16 protein-coding genes and 1 pseudogene are annotated in these 19,237 nt (G+C 74.0%); 7 read left to right on the plus strand and 10 right to left on the minus strand.

The annotated features are described in order from the left end of the window. Nucleotides 1-26: 26 nt before the first annotated feature. From Sm713_RS26495 to Sm713_RS26510, 4 genes are all read left to right on the plus strand, one after another. Nucleotides 27-572: a GntR family transcriptional regulator gene (locus Sm713_RS26495; RefSeq protein WP_212912588.1), complete on the plus strand. Its 546-nt coding sequence runs from the start codon at nt 27-29 to the stop codon at nt 570-572. A 2-nt stretch (nt 573-574) separates the two neighbouring features. Further along, nucleotides 575-1,381, plus strand: coding sequence for a GntR family transcriptional regulator (locus tag Sm713_RS26500; protein WP_212912589.1), 807 nt, complete (start codon nt 575-577; stop codon nt 1,379-1,381). Between the two features lie 326 nt (nt 1,382-1,707). Continuing rightward, nucleotides 1,708-2,967 (plus strand): sensor histidine kinase, encoded by a 1,260-nt coding sequence (locus Sm713_RS26505; protein ID WP_212912590.1) that lies wholly within the window; start codon nt 1,708-1,710, stop codon nt 2,965-2,967. Further along, complete coding sequence (locus tag Sm713_RS26510) at nt 2,952-3,599, plus strand: response regulator transcription factor (protein ID WP_212912591.1); 648 nt, start codon at nt 2,952-2,954, stop codon at nt 3,597-3,599. The genes Sm713_RS26505 and Sm713_RS26510 overlap by 16 nt, the downstream gene beginning before the upstream one ends. Nucleotides 3,600-3,640: 41 nt before the next feature. On the opposite strand, the gene Sm713_RS26515 is transcribed toward Sm713_RS26510, so the two are convergent. The 6 genes from Sm713_RS26515 to Sm713_RS26540 all read right to left on the minus strand — a co-directional run bounded on the left by Sm713_RS26515 (nt 3,641) and on the right by Sm713_RS26540 (nt 13,276). Then, nucleotides 3,641-4,510 carry an LLM class flavin-dependent oxidoreductase gene (locus tag Sm713_RS26515; protein ID WP_212912592.1) on the minus strand — a complete coding sequence of 290 codons (870 nt, stop codon included), beginning with the start codon at nt 4,508-4,510 and terminating at the stop codon, nt 3,641-3,643. Between the two features lie 111 nt (nt 4,511-4,621). After that, a complete protein-coding gene (locus tag Sm713_RS26520; RefSeq protein WP_374196072.1) occupies nt 4,622-6,316 on the minus strand; it encodes an APC family permease in 1,695 nt (564 codons plus the stop codon). A 220-nt stretch (nt 6,317-6,536) separates the two neighbouring features. Further along, nucleotides 6,537-7,313, minus strand: a complete 777-nt coding sequence (locus tag Sm713_RS26525; RefSeq protein WP_249416702.1) for an SDR family oxidoreductase — start codon at nt 7,311-7,313, stop codon at nt 6,537-6,539. Between the two features lie 148 nt (nt 7,314-7,461). Then, nucleotides 7,462-8,649: a DMT family transporter gene (locus tag Sm713_RS26530; protein ID WP_212912594.1), complete on the minus strand. Its 1,188-nt coding sequence runs from the start codon at nt 8,647-8,649 to the stop codon at nt 7,462-7,464. A 137-nt stretch (nt 8,650-8,786) separates the two neighbouring features. Next, nucleotides 8,787-11,927 carry an FAD-binding and (Fe-S)-binding domain-containing protein gene (locus Sm713_RS26535; RefSeq protein WP_212912595.1) on the minus strand — a complete coding sequence of 1,047 codons (3,141 nt, stop codon included), beginning with the start codon at nt 11,925-11,927 and terminating at the stop codon, nt 8,787-8,789. Between the two features lie 488 nt (nt 11,928-12,415). After that, entirely contained in the window at nt 12,416-13,276 is an 861-nt protein-coding gene (locus Sm713_RS26540; RefSeq protein ID WP_212912596.1) for a helix-turn-helix transcriptional regulator, read from the minus strand. Between the two features lie 242 nt (nt 13,277-13,518). Between Sm713_RS26540 and Sm713_RS26545 the strand changes: the two are divergent. Next, nucleotides 13,519-14,073: pseudogene (locus tag Sm713_RS26545) on the plus strand (IS607 family transposase); the annotation flags it as partial. Further along, a complete protein-coding gene (locus Sm713_RS26550) occupies nt 14,066-15,691 on the plus strand; it encodes a transposase (RefSeq protein WP_212912598.1) in 1,626 nt (541 codons plus the stop codon). The pseudogene Sm713_RS26545 and the gene Sm713_RS26550, both read left to right, overlap by 8 nt. Here Sm713_RS26550 and Sm713_RS26555 read toward each other — a convergent pair. The 4 genes from Sm713_RS26555 to Sm713_RS26570 form a co-directional block, all read right to left on the minus strand. Further along, entirely contained in the window at nt 15,688-16,293 is a 606-nt protein-coding gene (locus Sm713_RS26555) for a hypothetical protein (protein WP_212912599.1), read from the minus strand. The genes Sm713_RS26550 and Sm713_RS26555 overlap by 4 nt on opposite strands. Beyond that, nucleotides 16,290-16,451, minus strand: coding sequence for a hypothetical protein (locus Sm713_RS26560; RefSeq protein WP_212912600.1), 162 nt, complete (start codon nt 16,449-16,451; stop codon nt 16,290-16,292). Before Sm713_RS26560 ends, Sm713_RS26555 begins: the two co-directional genes overlap by 4 nt. Beyond that, entirely contained in the window at nt 16,444-17,181 is a 738-nt protein-coding gene (locus tag Sm713_RS26565; protein WP_374196073.1) for an RNA polymerase sigma factor, read from the minus strand. Before Sm713_RS26565 ends, Sm713_RS26560 begins: the two co-directional genes overlap by 8 nt. Nucleotides 17,182-17,289: 108 nt before the next feature. Further along, entirely contained in the window at nt 17,290-17,769 is a 480-nt protein-coding gene (locus tag Sm713_RS26570; protein ID WP_212912601.1) for a hypothetical protein, read from the minus strand. A gap of 283 nt (nt 17,770-18,052) precedes the next feature. Between Sm713_RS26570 and serC the strand changes: the two genes are divergently transcribed. Further along, nucleotides 18,053-19,171 (plus strand): phosphoserine transaminase, encoded by a 1,119-nt coding sequence (serC, locus tag Sm713_RS26575; protein WP_212912602.1) that lies wholly within the window; start codon nt 18,053-18,055, stop codon nt 19,169-19,171. Nucleotides 19,172-19,237: the final 66 nt, after the last annotated feature.

Consider the following 19,237-nt stretch of genomic DNA (forward strand, 5'->3'; position numbering starts at 1 on the left):
GAGCCACCCGCGGGAAGGACACCTCCATGAGCCACGCCCCATGGGTCGGCAGCTCGCTGCCCTACCTGACGCCGCGCACGGCGGACGGGCCGTCCGACGCCTGGAGTGCCGAGGCCGCCGCGCGCGGAGGCAAGGGCGGGCAGCGGATTGTCGAGGCCGGAGAGGTGGCGGCCGATGGCGAAGTGGCCGTGCTGCTGGGGGTGTCGGAGGGCGAGATCGTGATCGTACGCCGCCGCGTCATGGAACTCGACGGCGTGCCCTGCGAGCTGACGGACACGTACTACCCGGCCGACATCGCCCGTGGCACGCCGCTCGCCAGGACCGGCAAGATCCGCGGCGGCGCGGTCTCCCTGCTCGCCGAGCTGGGGCACGTCGGCGTCCTCGTCCGTGAAGACGTGACGGCCCGCATGCCGGACCCCGCCGAGCGGGAACTGCTCCGGCTCAGCCCCGACGAACCGGTGCTGAGGCTGGTCCGACGCACATCCGACGCCACGGGGCGCCCCATCCAGGCGGACAGGATGACGATGCCGGCCGCGCGGCAGCGGCTGCGCTACGAGATGCGGATCGGCTGAGGATGCCCCACAACGACACCGGCCCGACCGGCGAAGCAGACGACCGCCGCTCCCTGCACGCGCGTATCGCGGCCGACCTCCGGGACGAGATCATGAGCGGCGATCTGCCGCCCGGCGCGAAGGTGCCGTCCACGGCGCAGCTCAAGGCCCGCTTCGACGCCTCCAACGCCACCGTGCAGAAGGCGCTCCAGCTCCTCAAGGATGAACGGCTCGTGGTGGGCCGGGCGGGTGCGGCCGTCACGGTACGCGAACACCGCCAGCGCACCGTCCATCCGGCGTCCTCCCTGACTCCCTCGCCTCCCGGCGAGCCCTACGGATGGCTCGGGCGGCTCGGCGAGACCGACGAACGGGGCAGGCAGGCCCAGAGCACACTGCTCGGGGTCGCCCGGGAGACGCCCCCGGCCGACGTGGCGTCGGCTCTCGGCCTCACCCGGGACGGAGCAGCGCCCGAGCGTGCCCTGCTGAGGTTCCAGCTCCTGTCCTTCGCCGACGAGCCCGTGGAACTCGTCTGGTCCTACTACCCCCTGGACATCGCCGAGGGCACCGCCCTGGCCGTGAAGCGGAAGATCAAGGGCGGCACACCGACCCTCCTCACCACCCTCGGCCACCCGCCCCGCCGCAGCGTCGACCGCGTCTCCGCCCGTGTACCGACCCAGGAGCAGTACCGCCTGCTGCGCCTCCCCGGCGACCTCCCCGTCCTGCGGACCCTCCGCACCGTCCACAGCGACGGCAACCGTCCGGTGGAGGCCACCGTGATGGTGAAGGCGGGGCATCTTTACGAGCTGGAGTACGACTTCGTGCCCGAGTGAGCGGGGCAGGCGGGTCGTGGGCTTCGGTGCCCTCGGGACCCGCAGTGGTGTCGGCCCGGCACCCGCGGACCGTGCCCCCCAAGCCCACCCGGGCTCGGACACCTCGGCATGCCCTGGTCCGTTGTCGCGCACCTCGACACGGCGACCTCCCTGTCCTGCGGAGCGGGTCGAGCGGGTCGCGGGCTTCGGTGTCCTCGGAACCCGCCGCGGTGTCGGCCTGCCCCCACGACCAGGTGGGGCCAGCCCCACTCCCCGGCCTTTCCGGGCGGAGCCGGGCTCCGTGCGGTGCACAGTGGGGGCACCGAGCGGAAGGCGGAGGAAGAGTCATGCGACAGGTGGGGGCGTGGGCGGCGCGGGCCGGGGTGGGGTTCGTGCGGGCGTGTGTCGTGGTGGGGGTCTGCGTGCCGGTGCCGGCCGTGTGGGGCGGTGCCGTGGCGCTGGGGGTCTGGTGGGGGGCGGGGAACCCGTGGTCGTGGGTGGCCCCGGTGGTGTGGGGGTGCGTCGGGACGCTCGCCCTCGTCCGGCCGGTGAGCCGGATGGTCCGGTTCCTCGTCGCGCGGTGGACCGGCACCGTCATAGCGCCCGGATACCGGCAGGCCGGGCCGGTGACGCGGATGTCCACCGGTTACTGGTGGAACGGCTTCGGCTACGAGCGCAGCCGCCGCGACGCGCTCATGGACCAGAGGATGCGGGTCCGGTGGCGTGATCCCGCCAACTGGCGCGATCTGAGGTTCACGGCGGTCCTGCCGCTCACCGCCGGCGTCGTCGCGTGCCTGCCGCCGGCCGGCGTGGCCGCGGCGGTCCTCGGGCTCGGGCAGCAGGCGCCCGCCGCGCGCCTCGCAGGCGTGCTCGGCCTGGTCGTGGCCGTCGCCGGCGCCCCGTACGCCTGGCGGACCCTGGAACCGGTGGCCGTCCGCTTCCTGCGCCCGTCGCCCTCGATGGCGCTGGCCGACCGGGTGGACGAGCTGACCGCCCAGCGCGCGGACACTACGGTCGCGCAGGCCGCCGAGATCCGCCGGATCGAACGGGACCTGCACGACGGGGCGCAGGCCCGCCTGATCTCGCTCGGACTCTCCCTCGCGACCGCCGAGAAGCTGATGGACAGCGACCCCGAGCGCGCCAGGGCGCTGATGCGCGAGGCACAGGTCGGCGCCACCGCCTCGCTGGCCGAGCTCCGCGAGCTGGTCCGCGGGATCAGCCCGCCGGTGCTCACCGAGCGGGGGCTCGTCGACGCCGTCCGCGCGCTGGCCCTGGACGTCCCCCTCGACGTGGCCGTCAGCGCAGGCGCCGGGGTGCGCCTGGACGCCCCGGTCGAGTCCGCCGTCTACTTCGGCGTCGCCGAACTGCTGACCAACGCGGTCAGGCACGCCCATGCGACCCGGGCGCACGTCCGCCTCGCCCGCGACGAGGCCGGCATCGTCGTCGAGGTCGAGGACGACGGCCGGGGCGGGGCCGGTGCCGAGGCCGGCGGAGGGCTCGCGGGCCTGCGCCGCCGGCTCGCGGTCTTCGACGGCAGCCTGGAGATCACCAGCCCGGCGGGCGGCCCGACCCGTGTCAGGATGGCGGTGCCATGCGAATCGTCGTAGCCGAAGACCTGTACCTGCTGCGTGACGGGATGGTCCGCCTGATCGAGGCGTGCGGCCACGAGGTGGTGGCGACGGCGGCCACCGGACCCGAGACGCTCGACGCGCTGCGGACCTGGCGCCCGGACGTGTCCGTCATCGACGTCCGCATGCCGCCGAGCCAGTCGGACGAGGGCCTGCGGGCCGCCATCGCCGCGCGGGACGAGATGCCCGGCCTGCCGGTCCTGATCCTGTCCCAGCACGTCGAGCAGTTCTACGCCCGGGAGCTGCTGGCCGACGGCTCCGGCGGCGTCGGCTACCTCCTGAAGGAGAGCGTGTTCGACGCCGACCAGTTCATCGGCGCGCTGGAACGCGTCGCGGGCGGCGGAACGGCCATGGACCCGGCCGTCATCGCCAGACTGCTGTCCGGGGGAGCGCCGGGCCGGGGGCTCGACCGGCTCACCGAACGCGAGCACTCCGTGCTGGGCCTCATGGCGGAGGGGCTGTCCAACCAGGCCATCGGCCGCCGCCTCTTCCTCAGCGAGAGCGCCATCGGCAAGCACACGACCTCCCTGTTCGGCAAGCTCGGCATCACCGACGACGGGGACGGCAACCGCCGGGTCCTCGCGGTCCTCGCCTACCTGAACGGGTCCTAGGCGCCCCCAGGCGGTGTCGCGCCGGCACGGCGCGAGGTACCTCACAGCACCAGGTCCGCCAGCCGGTCCACCTCCTCAAGCCGCGCCACCGTCGGCGTGAAGGTGATCTCCGTCATGCCGACGGACGCGAAGTCGTCGATGATGGCGCGGATGGCGGCGGGGGTGCGGACGACGCCCTCCGCGATGGTGTTCGCGTGGTCGCCGGCGTAGGCGTAGTAGCCGCGGATGTAGCGGTCGGACTCGGCCTCGTGGCGGAGGTCGGCGGCGAAGTACGCGAGGCCGAGGAGGCGGGGCTCGCCCTCGCGGCCCGCCTCCCGCCAGGCGTCCCGGATCTCGCGGATCGTCGGCTCGGCACGGCGCGGGCCGCCGCCGGCGCCGGTCCAGCCGGCGCCCCAGCGGACGGTGCGGCGCACGGCGCGCTTGCTGTGCCCGCCGATCAGGACCGGAACCGCGTTGCCCGCGGGCGCGACGGCCCGGTGCTCGCCGGGGAAGTCCCCGGGCTCGACGGGCTCACCGCGCCAGGCCCGGTGCAGGTACTCCAGCTGGCGGTCGAAGGCGGCGCCCCGGCCGTCGAAGTCGCGCTCGGAGGCGCGGTAGTCCGACTCGCGGGCGCCCACGCCGAGCCCCAGCGTGAGCCGGTCGCCGGTGAGCTGGGCCAGCGTGGACGTGATCTTCGCCAGCACCGCGTCCGGGTACGTCGGCCCCAGCACCGCGTTCGTGAGCAGGCCGATGCGCGAGGTCGCGCCGCCGACCGCGGCGAGCGACGTGAGCGAGTCGAACGACGGGTACGGCACCCGCCCGATGGTGGAGAGGAACGCGAACCCGCGCTCCTCGGCGCGGCGCGCCCAGTCCATCATCAGCGGGCCGTCGGTGCCTGTGGTGGTGTTCGGAAGGGCTATGCCGATCCGCATGGTGGTTCCGTTCCTCTCGTCGTACCGATCCCCGTCATGCCGATCCCGGTCGTACCGATCCCGGCCGTCCCCGTCCCCGTCGTACCCGTCTCCGTCATGCCGATCCCGTCCTCACGCCTCCGCGCCCACCCCCACCGGCGGCGGCGACGTCCTCAGGTGCCCGGCACCGGACCGTACCGCCCACGCGAACACCCCGAGCGCGACCACCCCGACCGTCACGCTGTCCCAGGGAGCGGGCAGGTGGCCCGATCCGCCGAACGTGCCCAGCCAGGACAGCAGCGTGAGGACCGCCAGGTGCACCACCAGCCACGCGCCCCGGCGCACCTCCTCCAGGGGGCTCCGGACCGGGGCGGCGTCCGGGCCGTCCGCCTCGCCGCCGCGTGCCGCGGTCCGCCGGTCCCCGTACCGCAGGCCCAGGTAGAGCGGCACGCCGACCAGGACCAGCGGCAGCGCGAGCCGCAGGTCGTGCCAGCCGGACCAGTAGACGAACTCGCTGGCCACGACGTAGCTGAGCGGGGCTATCCAGCGCATCCCCGGCACCTGCCCCGCCGTCCGCGGCAGGCCCCGGTCCCGGTCGTGGGCGCGGAACGCCGCGGCGGCCACCGCGGAGGCCGCGTATATCAGCAGGTACATGTCGCCCATCACGCTGACGATGTCCTGCCAGCCGCCGAACGGCAGCATGAAGACGACGATCACGGCCAGGTTGAGCACCAGCGCCCGGTGCGGCATGCCGTGCCGCGGGTCGATCCGCATGAACCAGCGCGGCAGCAGGCGGTTCTTGGCGAGCGCGTAGGTGTGCCGGGCGTCGATCGCGACCCCCACGTACGCGGAGCCGCCGGGGGACAGCACGGCGTCCGCGTACAGCAGGGTGGCCAGCCAGTGCAGGTTGAGGATCAGGGCGAGCTGCCCGAACGGCGAGTCGAAGTCGACGCCGTGCCAGCCGTGGCCGAGGACCGAGTCGGGCACCGTGTACAGGAACGCGAGCTGCAACGCCAGGTACACGACCACCGCGAGGCCGATGCCGGCGAGCACGGCCGCGGGGACGGTGCGGCGCGGGTTGCGGGCCTCGCCGGAGAAGTCCAGCGGGGCCTGGAAGCCGTTCACCGAGTAGACGATGCCGCCGCTCGCCAGCGCGGTCAGGCAGGCCGCGTAGCCGTAGGGCGCGAAGCCGCCGTGGTCGGTCAGCCGGCCGCCGTGCGTGCCGGAGAGGAAGAGCGCCACCACGGTGACCACGGGGATGGCGACCTTGAGCACGGACACCAGGTTGTTCATCCGCGCGAAGAGGCGGACCGCGAACCAGTTGAGCACCGTCAGCACCACGCTGAGCGCGGCGGCCACGGCGAGGCCGGCGCCGGTGATGCTGTCGCCGGAGTACAGGCCGGGCACGTAGTGCGCCGCGTACTGCATGATCGCCGCGATCTCGGCGGCGGTGCCGCCGACGGACAGCAGCACCGACCATCCGATGACCGTGCCCACCAGCCGGCCGCTGGCGTACAGCGGCCAGCGGACCGTGCCGCCGCCCTCCGGTCTGGTGGCGCCCAGCTCCACCATGACGAGCGCCACGAGCGCGCACAGGATGCCCGCGGCGACCCAGGACAGCAGGGCCGCGGGCCCGGCTATCTGCGCGGCGTAGAGGGCGGCGAAGAGCCAGCCGGAGCCGACGATGTTGGAGAAGCCGATGGCCGTGAGGCCCCAGAAGCCGAGGTCCTTGCGGAGCCTCCGCTCCTGGGCCAGGACCTCGCCGGGCGCGGCCTCCGTGTCCTGCGCCGGCCTCGGCGCCCCTGGCACCTGTGCCTGTTCCGTCACGTGTGCGGCCTCCTTGAGCGAACGGCGTCGGACGGCGGCGCCCCTTGACGGCGCCCCCGTCGGGGCCGCGCCCCTCGGCGGCACCCTTGGGCACCCGTCTCCCCAGGCGAACGGCTGGGAACACCCCCTCCGAACCGCTTCAGCCAGAACTTTCTTCCGGCGGAGACGTGACAGCGACGATCTGACCGTTTCGTTCTGGCTGGTCACGCCCGTGCGGCGATCACATTCCGCCGGCGACCCTCACCACCGTGCCCGTCGCGTACGACGCGTCCGAGGAGAGCAGCCAGGCCACCGCGCCCGCTATCTCCTCCGCCTCCCCGGGCCGGGCCATCGGCAGGTGTGCCGTCGCCGTGGTCGGCCGGTCGGGGGCGCCCATGGCCGCGTGGATGTCGGTCTTGATGATGCCGGGGGCGACGGCGTTGACGCGGATGCCGTCCGGGCCGAGCTCCTTGGAGAGGCCGACGGTGAGGGTGTCGACGGCGCCCTTGGACGCGGCGTAGTGGACGTACGTGCCGGGGCTGCCGAGGGTGGCGGCGGCCGAGGAGATGTTCACGATGGCGCCACCGCCGGACACCGCCATGTCGCGGGCGGCCCGGCGGCAGCAGAGCAGGCAGCCCAGGACGTTCACGTCGAGCACACGCCGCAGCACGTCCGTCCCGGCGTCGGCGAGGCGGGTGATCGGGCCGGTCACGCCGGCGTTGTTCACCAGGCCGGTGACCGTCCCCAGCTCGGCCGCCGCGGTGTCGAAGAGCCGCTCCACGTCCGCCTCGCTCGCCGTGTCCCCGCGCACGGCGACACAGCGCGCGCCCGCCGCCCGCACCCTCGCCGCGGTGTCCTCGGCGGCAAGGATGTCGTTCAGGTAGCTGAACGCGATGTCGTGCCCCTCGACGGCGAGCCGGACGCACGTGGCGGCACCGATGCCGCGGCTGCCACCGGTGACGACGGTGATCGGGCGTGACGGATCTGATCGTTCCGACGGCTCTGACGGACGTGACACGTGGGGGCTCCCTCCCGCCCGGCGCTCGCGGCGCCGGCCCATACGACGTGGCGCTCTCGCGACGCCGGCCCTTCCGGGGTGGCCTTCACGCGGCGCGGCCCCTCACGGCCCGGTGCCCGAAGCGCCCGAGCAGTCCCTCAAGCGTCGCTCATGCCCCGCCGCCGCCCGCGCCCGGGTATCCCCCGCCGCGCCGGACCCCGTCCCGAGGCGGCCGGCGCCACCGCGGCACCCGCCAGACCCCCTTCGGCCGGGGCGACCGCAGCCGCCCCGCGCGCGTGCGCACCGCCCCCATGCTGGCCGCGATCACCATGGCCACGGCGAGCGCGTCGGTGGCCGAGAGCGCCTGGTGCAGCACGAGGAAGCCGGCCACCGCGGCGATGGCGGGCTCCAGGCTCATCAGGACGGCGACGGTGGGGGCGGGCAGCCGGCGCAGCGCCATCAGTTCCAGCGTGTACGGCAGGACGGTCGCCATCAGGGCGACGCCCGCGCCGAGCGCGATGGTGCTGGGCACCAGGAGCCGGTGCCCTGCCGTCGCGACGCCCACCGGCAGCGACAGCACGGCGGCGACGCCCATCGCGAGGGCGAGCCCGTCCGCCTGCGGGAAGCGCTGGCCGGTACGGGCGCTGAAGAGTATGTAGAACGCCCACAGCGCACCGGCGCCGAGCGCGCACGCCATGCCCACCGGGTCGATCGTCCCGAAGCCCCCCTCGCTGAGCAGGAACACGCCGCTGAGGGCGAGCAGCGCCCAGAGGACGTTGATCAGCCGCCGGGAGGCGATCACCGACAGGGCCAGCGGGCCGAGCACCTCCAGGGTGACCGCGATGCCCAGCGGGATGCGGGCGGCGGCCTGGTAGAAGACGTTGTTCATCGTGCCGGTGACCACGCCGAAGACGATGACGGTTCCCCAGTCGGCACGCGTGTACCCGCGCATCCGGGGGCGGCAGACGGCCAGCAGCACGACGGCCGAGGCGAGCAGCCGCAGGGACACCACTCCGGCCGGACCGGTGCGCGGCATCAGCCAGACGGCGACCGCCCCGCCGAACTGCACGGAGACCCCGGCGCCGACGAGCATCGTGATGGCGGGCAGCGCCGAGGCGACGTGGTGGTGGCCGGGCGCACCGCCGGGCGCACCGCGGCCCGCGCCGAGCGGGGCGCCCTCCGGGTGCGGGGCCCCGCCGTGCGGCTGCGGGGCCCCGCCCGCGTGGGGTCCGCTCGCGGCGCGGGTGCCCGCCGCCGATCCGGCGACCCCGGTGCCCGCGGCGCCCGGCCCGGGGGCCGCCCCGCCGCCCGTACGCGTGGCTCCCGCGCCGGTCCCGCCCGCCCTGCCGTCCGTCATCGCTGTCCCGTCCCGTCGACTCGACGTCCACGGTACGGAACGGGCAAGCCTCCGGCGCGCCGGTATTCAGGTGCCGGTGGCCGGATCGCTTCCCCGGGGACGCGAGGGACGGCGGGGCCGCGCCCACGGTCCCGTCGTCACATGGGATCGGTGGGAGGGGCGGGATCAGCAGGGCCGGCGCGATCAGCAGCGTCGGCGGGATCGGCAGGGGCGACGGGATCAGCAGGGCCGACGGGATCGGCGGGATCGTCAGCGTCCCGGTCCCGCACCTCGCCGTCCCCGCGCACCGCGAGCCCCTCCGCGAGCACCTCCGCGAGGTGCCGGCCGCGGACGCCGGACAGCTGCTGGAGCTGGGTGCGGCAGGAGTAGCCGTCGGCGAGGACCGCGGCGCCGGGCGGGGCCTGCCGCACGGACGGCAGGAGCTGTTCCTCGGCGCAGGCCACGGACACGTCGTAGTGGCCGCGTTCGAAGCCGAAGTTGCCCGCGAGGCCGCAGCAGCCGCCGCTGAGGGCGCCGGTCAGGCCGGCGCGCTCGCGCAGCCGCTGCTCGGCGGCGTCGCCGAGGACCGCGTGCTGGTGGCAGTGGGTCTGGCCGACGGCCGCCCGGTCCAGACGGGGCGGGAGCCAGTCGGGGGCCTGCTCCTCCAGGGCCTGGGCGAAGGTCCGTACCGAGTCGGCGAGCCTACGCGCGCGTGGGTCGTCGGCCAGCAGCTCCGGCAGGTCCGTCTTGAGCGCCCCCGCGCAGCTCGGCTCCAGGACCACCACGGGGGTGTCCAGGCCGGCGGGCTCCAGCAGGTCGAGGGTGCGCCGCATCACGGCACGCGCGCGGTCGAGCTGGCCGGTCGACACGTACGTGATGCCGCAGCACACGCCCTTGGGCGGCAGGGCGACCCGGCGGCCCGCGTCGTGCAGGACCCGCACGGCCGCCTTGCCGACCTCCGGGGAGAGGTGGTCCGTGAAGGTGTCCGGCCACAGCACGGTGACGTCGTCGCCGGGCGCCCCCGCGCGGCGGCCCGCCCCGCTGTCCGTCGCCAGCGACCCGCCGCGGGACGTCTCCGGCCGGCGCCCGAACCACTCCCGGAACGTCTCCGGGGCCAGCCGCGGGATGTCCCGCTCGGGAGCCAGGCCGCCGAGCCGCTTGGCGACGGCGGCCAGCGGCCGGACGCGGGACGCGGCGTTCGCCGGCCCCGCGAGCCGCAGCGCCGCCGCGGCGCGCAGCCAGCGCGGCAGCCACCCCAGCGCGTAGTGCGCCGCCGGCCGCCGTTTGCCCTCGTAGTGGTGGTGCAGGAACTCCGCCTTGTAGGTGGCCATGTCCACGCCCACCGGGCAGTCGCTGCGGCATCCCTTGCAGGACAGGCAGAGGTCGAGCGCCTCCATGACCTCGGAGGAGTCCCAGCCGTCGCTGATGACGACGTCCACGGGACCCGTGCCGCCGCCCGGCGCGCCCGCAGCGCCCGGGGCGCCGGCCCCGTTCCTGCTGTCGCCCGCGGTGCCCCCGCCCGCCAGCATCTCGTGGAGCAGCCGGGCACGCCCGCGCGTGGAGTGCTTCTCGTCGCCGGTGACCCGGTACGACGGGCACATGACGGCGGTGCCGCCCGGGGTGACCGTCGTCTCGCGGCACTTCGCGACGCCCACGCAGCGCCGCACCGCGGCCGAGAAGTCGCCGCCGTCATGCGGGTAGCCGAAGGCCACCGGGACCTTCTCGCGGGGCAGCGGCGCGAAGCGGAGGTTGTCGTCGAGCCGGGCGGGGCGGACCAGGACGCCGGGGTTGAGCCCGTCGTCCGGGTCCCAGACGGCCTTGACCCGCTCGAAGAGCCGTACCAGCTCGGGCCCGTACATCCGCGGCAGCAGCTCGGCGCGGGCCAGCCCGTCGCCGTGCTCCCCGGAGAGCGAGCCGCCGTGCTGCACGACGAGGTCGGCCAGCGCCTCCGAGAACCGCCGGAAGCGCCGGATCCCGTCCGCGCCGATCAGGTCGAAGTCGATGCGGATGTGGATGCACCCGTCGCCGAAGTGCCCGTAGGGGGTGCCGCGCAGGCCGTGCTCGGCGAGCAGGGGGCGGAAGTCCCGCAGGTACGCGCCGAGCCGGGCGGGCGGCACCGCGCAGTCCTCCCAGCCGGGCCACGCCTCGCTGCCGTCCAGCATCCGGGTGGCGGTGCCGGAGGCGTCCTCGCGGACCCGCCACAGGGAGCGCTGCCGGGCCGCGTCGGTCACGACCAGGGAGTCCAGGACGTCGGCGGCGCGCACGATCGCGTCGGCACGCGCGCGTGCCTCCTGCTCCGTGTCGCCGCCGGTCTCCACGAACAGCCACGCGCCGCCCTCCGGCAGCCCCGCCGTGCCCGGCGGCACCAGGTCGGCGGCCATGCCCTCCACGGTCAGCGGCCCGTACGGCAGCAGCCCGGCCGCGGCGTCCGCGGCGGCGCCCTCGTCGGAGTAGCCGAGCACGGCGAGGGCACGCACACGTGGGGCGTCGACAAGGCTGACGACCGCCTCGGTGAGCACGCCGAGGGTGCCCTCGCTGCCGCAGAAGAACCGGGCGACGTCCGCGTCCCGTTCGGGCAGCAGCGCGTCCAGGGCGTATCCGGAGATCAGGCGTGGCAGTTCGGGGAAGCCGGTGCGCAGCAGCGCGAGATCGCCGTCCACCAGCTCCCGCAGGCCCTCCGGCGCGCCCGCCCAGTTCGGGCCGAGGCGCAGGCGCTCGCCGCGGTAGGTGAGGGCGGACAGCTCCCGGACGTTGGCGGCGGTGGTGCCCCAGGCGACGGAGTGCGAGCCGCAGGAGTTGTTCGCGATCATCCCGCCGAGGGAGCAGCGGCCGTGCGTGGACGGGTCGGGTCCGAACCGCAGCCCGTGCGGCGCCGCCGCCTCCTGGAGCCGGTCGAGGACGACGCCGGGTTGGACGACCGCCGTCTTGGAGCCGGGATCCAGGGCGACGATGCGGTTCATGTGGCGGGTGAAGTCCAGGACGACGCCGGTTCCGGTGGCCTGGCCGGCGATGGAGGTGCCGCCGCCCCGGGCGACGACCGGCACACCGTGTCTGGCGCACACGGCCAGCGCGGCGGCGACGTCGTCGGCGTCCCGCGGCGTGACGACGCCCACCGGGACGCGGCGGTAGTTCGACGCGTCCATGGTGGTGAGGGCCCGGGCGGTGGTGGAGAAGTCCACATCGCCGGCGCCGCCCGCGACGGCGGCGGCCAGCTCGCCGCGGAGGGCGGTGAGGTGGGCCGGGGTGGTCAGATCCGTGGGGGAGGGCGGGTGGGGGGCCGCGCCGTCTAGATCCGTCATGCGTCCAGCATGCCCCTGCGGGGGGCCGGAACCGTAGTGCCCCGGTGTTCGTCGCCCGTGGGTGTGTCCCTTCGCCGTGGTTCCCCCGGGCCCCCGTGTGGGGTTGGGCTCGGCTTTTCTGCGCGAGTGCGGGGTGGTGGCTGTTTCTTCGCGCAGTTCCCCGCGCCCCTGATCACAGCGGCTGATCCCCTCACACAGGTGCAGCACAATCGTGGTTGCTCGCGCAGTTCCCCGCGCCCCTGACGGGGCGTCCCTCGCAGCCGAGCGGCAGGAGCAACCCGCCTGATAAGGGGCGCGGGGAACTGCGCGAGAAGTCCCGCCGGCGGGACAGCCGGAACACAGACCGCAAGAGGGCACGACCGACCCGATCAGGGGCGCGGGGAACTGCGCGAAAAAGCCCCGCCCGCGGACAGCCGGCACACAGACCGCAACCGGCACCGCAGGAGCCGATCAGGGGCGCGGGGAACTGCGCGAAGTGCGGCCACCGTTCACACGCGACCCCGGTACTCCCGCAGAATCTCCCGCGTCCGCTGCGCGGACTCCGCATGGGCGACCATGCGGTCCATCGCCTCCATGTGCTCCGTCACCTCATCGGGCTGATCCAGATACAACGCCCCGGTGAGGTACTCGATATACACCATGTCGGGCAACTCGGGCGCCGCGAACCGGAACAGTACGAACGGGCTGTACGTCCCCGGATGGTGGCCCGCGGAGAGCTCGGCGATCTGGAGGGTGACGTTCGGCAGATCCGTCGACTCCAGGATCCGGTCGATCTGCGCCCGCATCACCGCGGACGACCCCACGGGCCGCATCAGCACCGTCTCGTCGACCACCACCCAGAAGCGCGGCGCGCCCGGGCGGGTCAGCAGTGCCTGGCGTTCGAGACGGAGGGCAACGTGACGTTCGACACGTCCGGGCTCCCTGCGGCCGACGGAACCGGTGGTGAGGACCGCGCGCGCATAGTCCTCGGTCTGCAACAGCCCGGGCACGAAGTGCGGCTCGTACGAGCGGATCAGGCGCGCCGACTCCTCCAGGCTGACGTAGCCGCTGAACCAGTCGGGCAGTATGTCGTGGAACCGCTGCCACCAGCCCGGTTCGTTCGCCTCGTCCGCCAACCGGAGGAATACCTCCACATCGCTCTCCGACACGCCGTACGCGGGGAGCAGCATCTGGATGTAGGGGATCTTGAGCGAGACCTCGGCCATCTCCATACGGCGGACGGTGCTCGGCGCGACGTGCAGGAGCCCGGCCGCCTGCTCTCTGCTGACCCCGGCCTTCTCGCGCAGCGCGCGGAGCTGTCTGCTCAGCACCAGCTGACCGATCGTCGGAGCCGATCTCGGCTCACTCACTCCCCCACCTCCGAGCCAGATGACGCGCGGCAGTCTGCCACAAGCACAGCGTCACGGAACCGATTCGGAAGTGATGACTCCGTGGAGAGCACGGAGGGTGACAGGCCCGGTCAGGGGCCCGTGGGACGGGGGAGGCCAGTGGGGTCGGAAGGGTCTTCAACTGCTGGCCATCGAAGTCGGGTAAGTGAGCGCAACCATGTGTAAATGAGTGTCGTTGTCAGAGCGTGAATCTCACGGAATGAGCGAAGAGGCAGGGTGTGCATCCGCAGACCGCGTATCGCTGGTTCCGTGAGGGGACGCTACCGGTGCCGGCTCAGCGGGTAGGCCCGCGGACGATCCTTGTGAACGTGGGGGCCGGCTCCGCGCCCGGGGCAGTTGGCGGGCTGGGTCTGTACGCCCGCGTCTGCTCGCACGATCAGAAGGGCGATCTGGAGCGCCAAGTCGACCGGCTGGCCCGGTGGGCTGCCGCCGCGGGCCACCGGGTGGTGCGGGTGGAGTCGGAAATCGCCTCGGGCATGAACGGCGGCCGTGCCAAGGCCAAGCGGCTGCTTGCCGATCCTGCCGTGCAGGTGGTGGTGGAGCACAAGGACCGCCTCGGTCGCATGAACGTCGAGCTGGTCGAGGCCGCTCTGTCCGCGACTGGGCGCCGCCTGGTCGTGCTGGACGACGGCGAGGCCGAGGACGACCTGGTGCGGGACATGGTGGAGGTGCTGACCTCGTTCTGTGCCCGCCTGTACGGGCGCAGGTCGGCGAAGATCCGCGCCCGCAAGGCCCTGGAGGCCGCCCGGCATGGCTGACCTGCGTTCGATCGATCCGCCGTTTGTTGCTCTCGGGCCGTGCGGCGTCGCGATCCGCACGAGCCTCAAGCACCTCACCAGCGAGGATGACAAGGTGTTGCGCCTGGTCGGCGCGCACCTCGGCTCCCTCGCCTCGAAAGACCTCAAGCGCAGGTGCGCTGACGGGCTGGAGCACTCCACGGACACGTGGGCCGAGCGGAAGCGGGCCCTGACACAGGAGTCGTCGTCGCGGTGGGCCGGGTCGATCACGAAGGCCAGCCATGATCAGTGGGCGCTCTCCCGTCGCGCTCAGCTTGCCCACATCCACAGTCTTGAGGCCGGTGTCCGCACGATCGCGCACCGGCTGTCGCTGCCGGTCGGGCAGAAGGGCACCAAGCGGGCTCCGGGCGGCTACCGCACCACACAGGAGTGGTTCGCCAAGACACGTCGCCTGCACGTGCTGGAGGACCGGCTGACCAGCAAGCGGGCCGACCGTGAGGCCGGGCGTGTCCGGGTAGCACGGGGCGGCAAACGCCTGCTCAACACCCGCCACAACCTGGACAAGGCGCAGCTCACCGCCGAGCAGTGGCGCCAGCGCTGGGAGGCCGGACGCTGGTTCCTCGCCGCCGATGGGGAGTCCGGCAAGCGGTTCGGTAACGAGACGATCCGCCTCACGCCGGACGGCGAGCTCAGCATCAAGCTGCCCACGCCGCTGGCGTATCTGGCCAACAGCAAGCACGGCCGGTACGTCCTGGCCTCCCGCGTGGTCTTCGGGCACCGGACAGATGAGTGGGCCGACCGCGTCGGCGCGAACCGGGCGGTGGCCTACCGCATCCACCACGACGTGGAGCGGGACCGCTGGTATGTGACCGCGTCGTGGACGATCCCGCCGATCAAAACCGTGCCCCTGGCCCAGGCCCGCACCGGTGGTCTGATCGGTGTGGACACCAACGCCGACCACCTGGCCGCCTGGCGACTCGACCAGCACGGCAACCCGGTGGGTGAGCCACGCCGCTTCCTCTACGACCTGTCCGGCAGCGCGAACCACCGAGACGCCCAGGTACGGCACGCCCTCACCCAGCTCCTGCATGGGGCCGCACGCCACAACCTGTCCATTGCGGTCGAAGACCTCGACTTCACCACCGAGAAAACCCGCGAGAAGCACGGTCACCGCAAGCGGTTCCGCAACCTCATCTCCGGCATACCCGTCGCCAGGCTGCGCGCCCGGCTCGCCAGTATGGCCGCCGAACTCGGCATCACCATCGTGGCCGTCGATCCGGCATACACCTCCCGCTGGGGCGCCGAGCACTGGCAGAAGTCCCTCACCACGAAGACTCGCAAGGCCACCCGCCACGACAGCGCTGCCGTGGCAATCGGACGACGCGCCCTCGGGCACCGTATCCGGCGACGGACGACACCGCCCCACGACGACCAGAGCGATCGTCGCGGGCATCGGACCGGCCAGGCCGCAAACGGCACCCGGGGACGTGAGGAACCCCGCCCCCGCATTCCCGGACCACGCACAGGATGCGCGCCGCCGGACGCGGAGCGAACGCGGGCGACCGGTGCATCCACAACCGTTCGGGATGCGCCAGATACGCAGGTTCGGGTCCAAGACTCACTCCTGCTCACTGATTAGGAACGGTTCGTGGAACCCGAGTCGGGGGTGGAGAACATGGAGGACGCCGAGGAACCGGATCCGGTGGACGGCGTGGCATGGGCGCCCCCCGACGGCGCCGAACCCGGGCCGGCGGAGGCCCCGTGGCCGGGAGCGGAACCCGGCCCGGACCCTGACCCGTGACCGGCCGACGGTGTCGGGCCCTCACCGGGCGACGTGGCGTCCGGAGCGCGGGACGTCGGAACCCGCGGCGTGGGGCTGACCGGCAGGGGGCCGGCACTGTGCGGCGCGCTCGGCCGGGGCGTGTGCGGCTGCGACGGGTGCGCGGGCCCGACCGGCTCGCGGTGCCCTTCCCGGTCCCGCACGAGAACGCCCGCGACGAGCAGCACGCACACCACCGCGGCCGCCAGCCCGAGCACCGCCAGGGTCCCGCCGGCGGAACCGCGGACCACGCGCAGCCGGCCGCGCGCCGCGGCCACGGACGGCGGGACGGCCGGCCGCAGGTCGGTGTGGCCGACGGTGCCGGCGCGCGCCTCAAGCGCGGCGCGCAGCCGCCGCTCGACCGCCGCCCTACCGGGTCCCGGCGCGGGTCCCGGCGCCCGTTCGGACCACCACCGAGTCATCTGCCCGTCCCCTTCATCTTCTCCGGTTCCCCCAGCAGCACATCGACTCCCCGCAGCACATGGATCCTCTGCGCCTCCTGGATCCTCTGCGCCTCCCGGATCCCCTGCTCCCCCTGCATCCCGTACGCTCCCTCGGTCCGCCGACCCACGTCAGCCATCCCCCCTCAACCGTCTCTCCAGCGCGTCCAGCGCCCTGCTCGCCGTGGACTTGACCGTCCCGCGGGACAGCCCGAGGCTCTCGGCGATCTCCGCCTCGGAGAGGTGCGACCAGTACCGCAGCACCAGCACCTCGCGCTGCCTGCGGGTGAGCGTCCCGAGCGCGGCGAGCACTTCCCGGTGCTCCTCGTGGAGCAGGACGTACTCCTCGGCCGGCGGCACGTGCCCCTCGCGCTCCGGCGTGTGGGCGCGCGCCGTCCTGCGCCGCCGCAGCACGGAACGCGCCCGGTTCACCACGCTCGTGCGGACGTACGCCTCCGGGTCCTCCACGCCCGCCAGCCGCTCGCCGTGCCGCCGGAACAACGCGGCGAACGCGTCCTGGACGACGTCCTCCGCCGTCGGCAGGTCGTCCACCAGCAGCAGCGCCAGCCGGACCAGCTCCAGACGGCGGTGGTGGTACAGCTCGTCGATGCGCGGCACCCCGCCCGCACCGGCCGCCGGCCCCGCGGCCGACGCGGTGCCCGCAGGGCGCGCGGAGCGCCCCCGGCTCCGTTCGATGCTCCGCAGAAGTGCCCCGTTGCTCCGCAGCAGCGCCCGCCACCATCTACGCCCGGACGGCACCCACCACCGACCGGGCGCGGCGGGCGCCCTCAGAGGCGCCGCACGCCGCGCCCGGTCCCGCACCGGGACGACCGGAACGGCCGGGACGACCGGAAACGTCGCTGTCCTCATGCATCTCCTGGACGTGGGTGGTGGTACGGGGCACCGGAGCCGCCGGGAGCGGCCGCCGCCGGCCGACGCATCGCCGGCACCCGGCGGCCCCTCACCGGCGTGCTGGGATCACTTTCCGGGCTGCCCCGCGGGCGCGGGCGCCGGGGTGCCCGGCCGGCTCGGCACCGGAGACGGCGCCGCCCCGCCGGGCCGGCTCGGCACCGGGGAGGCCTCGGTGGGTCCGGGCACCGGTGTGGCGTACCGGGTCGGCGCCGGAACCGGCGAGGGCGCCGAAGCCCCGGGCCGCGCGGGCCGCGGCTTCGCCGGCGCGGCCGTGGAGGGCACCGGAGAGGGCCGCGTGCCCCGGGGATCCCCGGTGGCGGACGGGACGGGCCGCGGCGCGGCCGTGGCCGGCGCCGTGGGGGCCGGCCTGGCGGGCACCGGCTTGGCCGGAGCGGGCTTGGCCGGGGCCGGACGCGGCCCCGAGGTGTCCGCGTGGGCGGCGAGCGCGCCCCCCAGACCCAGCGCGGCGACGACCACGGACGTTCCCAGGATCTTGCGCGTCCGGCCCCGAAGGGCGCTGCGGGCGGCGGTCAGACGTGCGGGCATTTCCGTTCCTCGAATCAGTTCGGCGATGGCGTGGACGGGCGCACGGCACGGGTGGCTTCCCGTGCCGACGGCCCCGGTACGAAGGGCGCCTTCACTCCGACAGACGTCCATCCCCCACGGAGGTTGCGGGTCCCGCGGACTTTTCTCCGGCAGCCGCCGGGCCCGGCCGCGAGAAGCACTCCGAGCGCCGAACGGCGCAGGTAGGGGCCCGTGCGCCCCCCGAACGTCTCATCGGCCGGACTCCTCCTCCCTCAGATTTCCGTGAGGGGATAGGCTCCGATCCGTGGCTGAGATCCGGATTCCTGCTGACATCAAGCCCGCGGACGGCCGTTTCGGCGCGGGCCCCTCCAAGGTGCGGACCGAGGCGCTCGACGCGCTGGCCGCCTCCGGTGCCTCGCTGATGGGCACCTCGCACCGCCAGGCCCCGGTGAAGAACCTGGTCGGCCGGGTGCGCGAAGGCCTGAGCGAGCTGTTCTCACTGCCCGAGGGCTACGAGGTCATCCTCGGCAACGGCGGCACCACCGCCTTCTGGGACATCGCGACGCACGGCCTGATCGACGAGAGGTCGCAGCACCTCTCGTTCGGGGAGTTCTCCTCGAAGTTCGCCAAGGCCGCGAAGCTCGCCCCCTGGCTCGCCGAGCCGACGATCGTCACCGCCGACCCGGGCACCCACCCCGAGGCCTACGCCGAGCCGGGCACCGACGTGTACGCGCTCACGCACAACGAGACCTCGACCGGTGTCGCCATGCCCATCAAGCGCGTGGCCGGCGCCGACGACGGCTCCCTCGTGCTGGTGGACGCCACCTCGGGCGCGGGCGGCCTGCCCGTCGACGTCGCCGAGACCGACGTCTACTACTTCGCCCCGCAGAAGTCCTTCGCCTCCGACGGCGGCCTGTGGATCGGCCTCTTCTCCCCCGCCGCCCTGGAGCGCGCCGAGCGCGTCCACGGCTCGGGGCGGCACGTGCCGGAGTTCTTCTCGCTGCCGACCGCGATCGACAACTCCCGCAAGAACCAGACGTACAACACCCCGGCCCTCTCCACGCTCTTCCTGCTCGCGGAGCAGCTCGACTGGATCAACGGCCAGGGCGGCCTGGACTGGGCCGTGCGCCGCACCGCCACCTCCGCCCGGACGCTGTACGGCTGGGCCGAGGACATCAAGTACGCCAACCCCTTCGTCTCCGACCCCGCCAAGCGCTCGCAGGTCGTCGGCACGATCGACTTCAGCGACGAGATCGACGCCGCCGCGGTCGCCAAGGTGCTGCGCGCCAACGGCGTCGTCGACACGGAGCCGTACCGCAAGCTGGGCCGCAACCAGCTCCGGATCGCGATGTTCCCGGCGGTCGACCCGGCGGACGTCGAGGCGCTGACGAAGTGCGTGGACTACGTCATCGAGCAGCTCTGACCCGGCGAATCATCGGGCGGCTGCGAGCATCGCCTACGGCTGACCTGGCGTAGGTCCGAGTCCCGC

Origin of the sequence: Streptomyces sp. TS71-3, from assembly GCF_018327685.1 — a bacterium.
Lineage (GTDB): Bacteria > Actinomycetota > Actinomycetes > Streptomycetales > Streptomycetaceae > Streptomyces.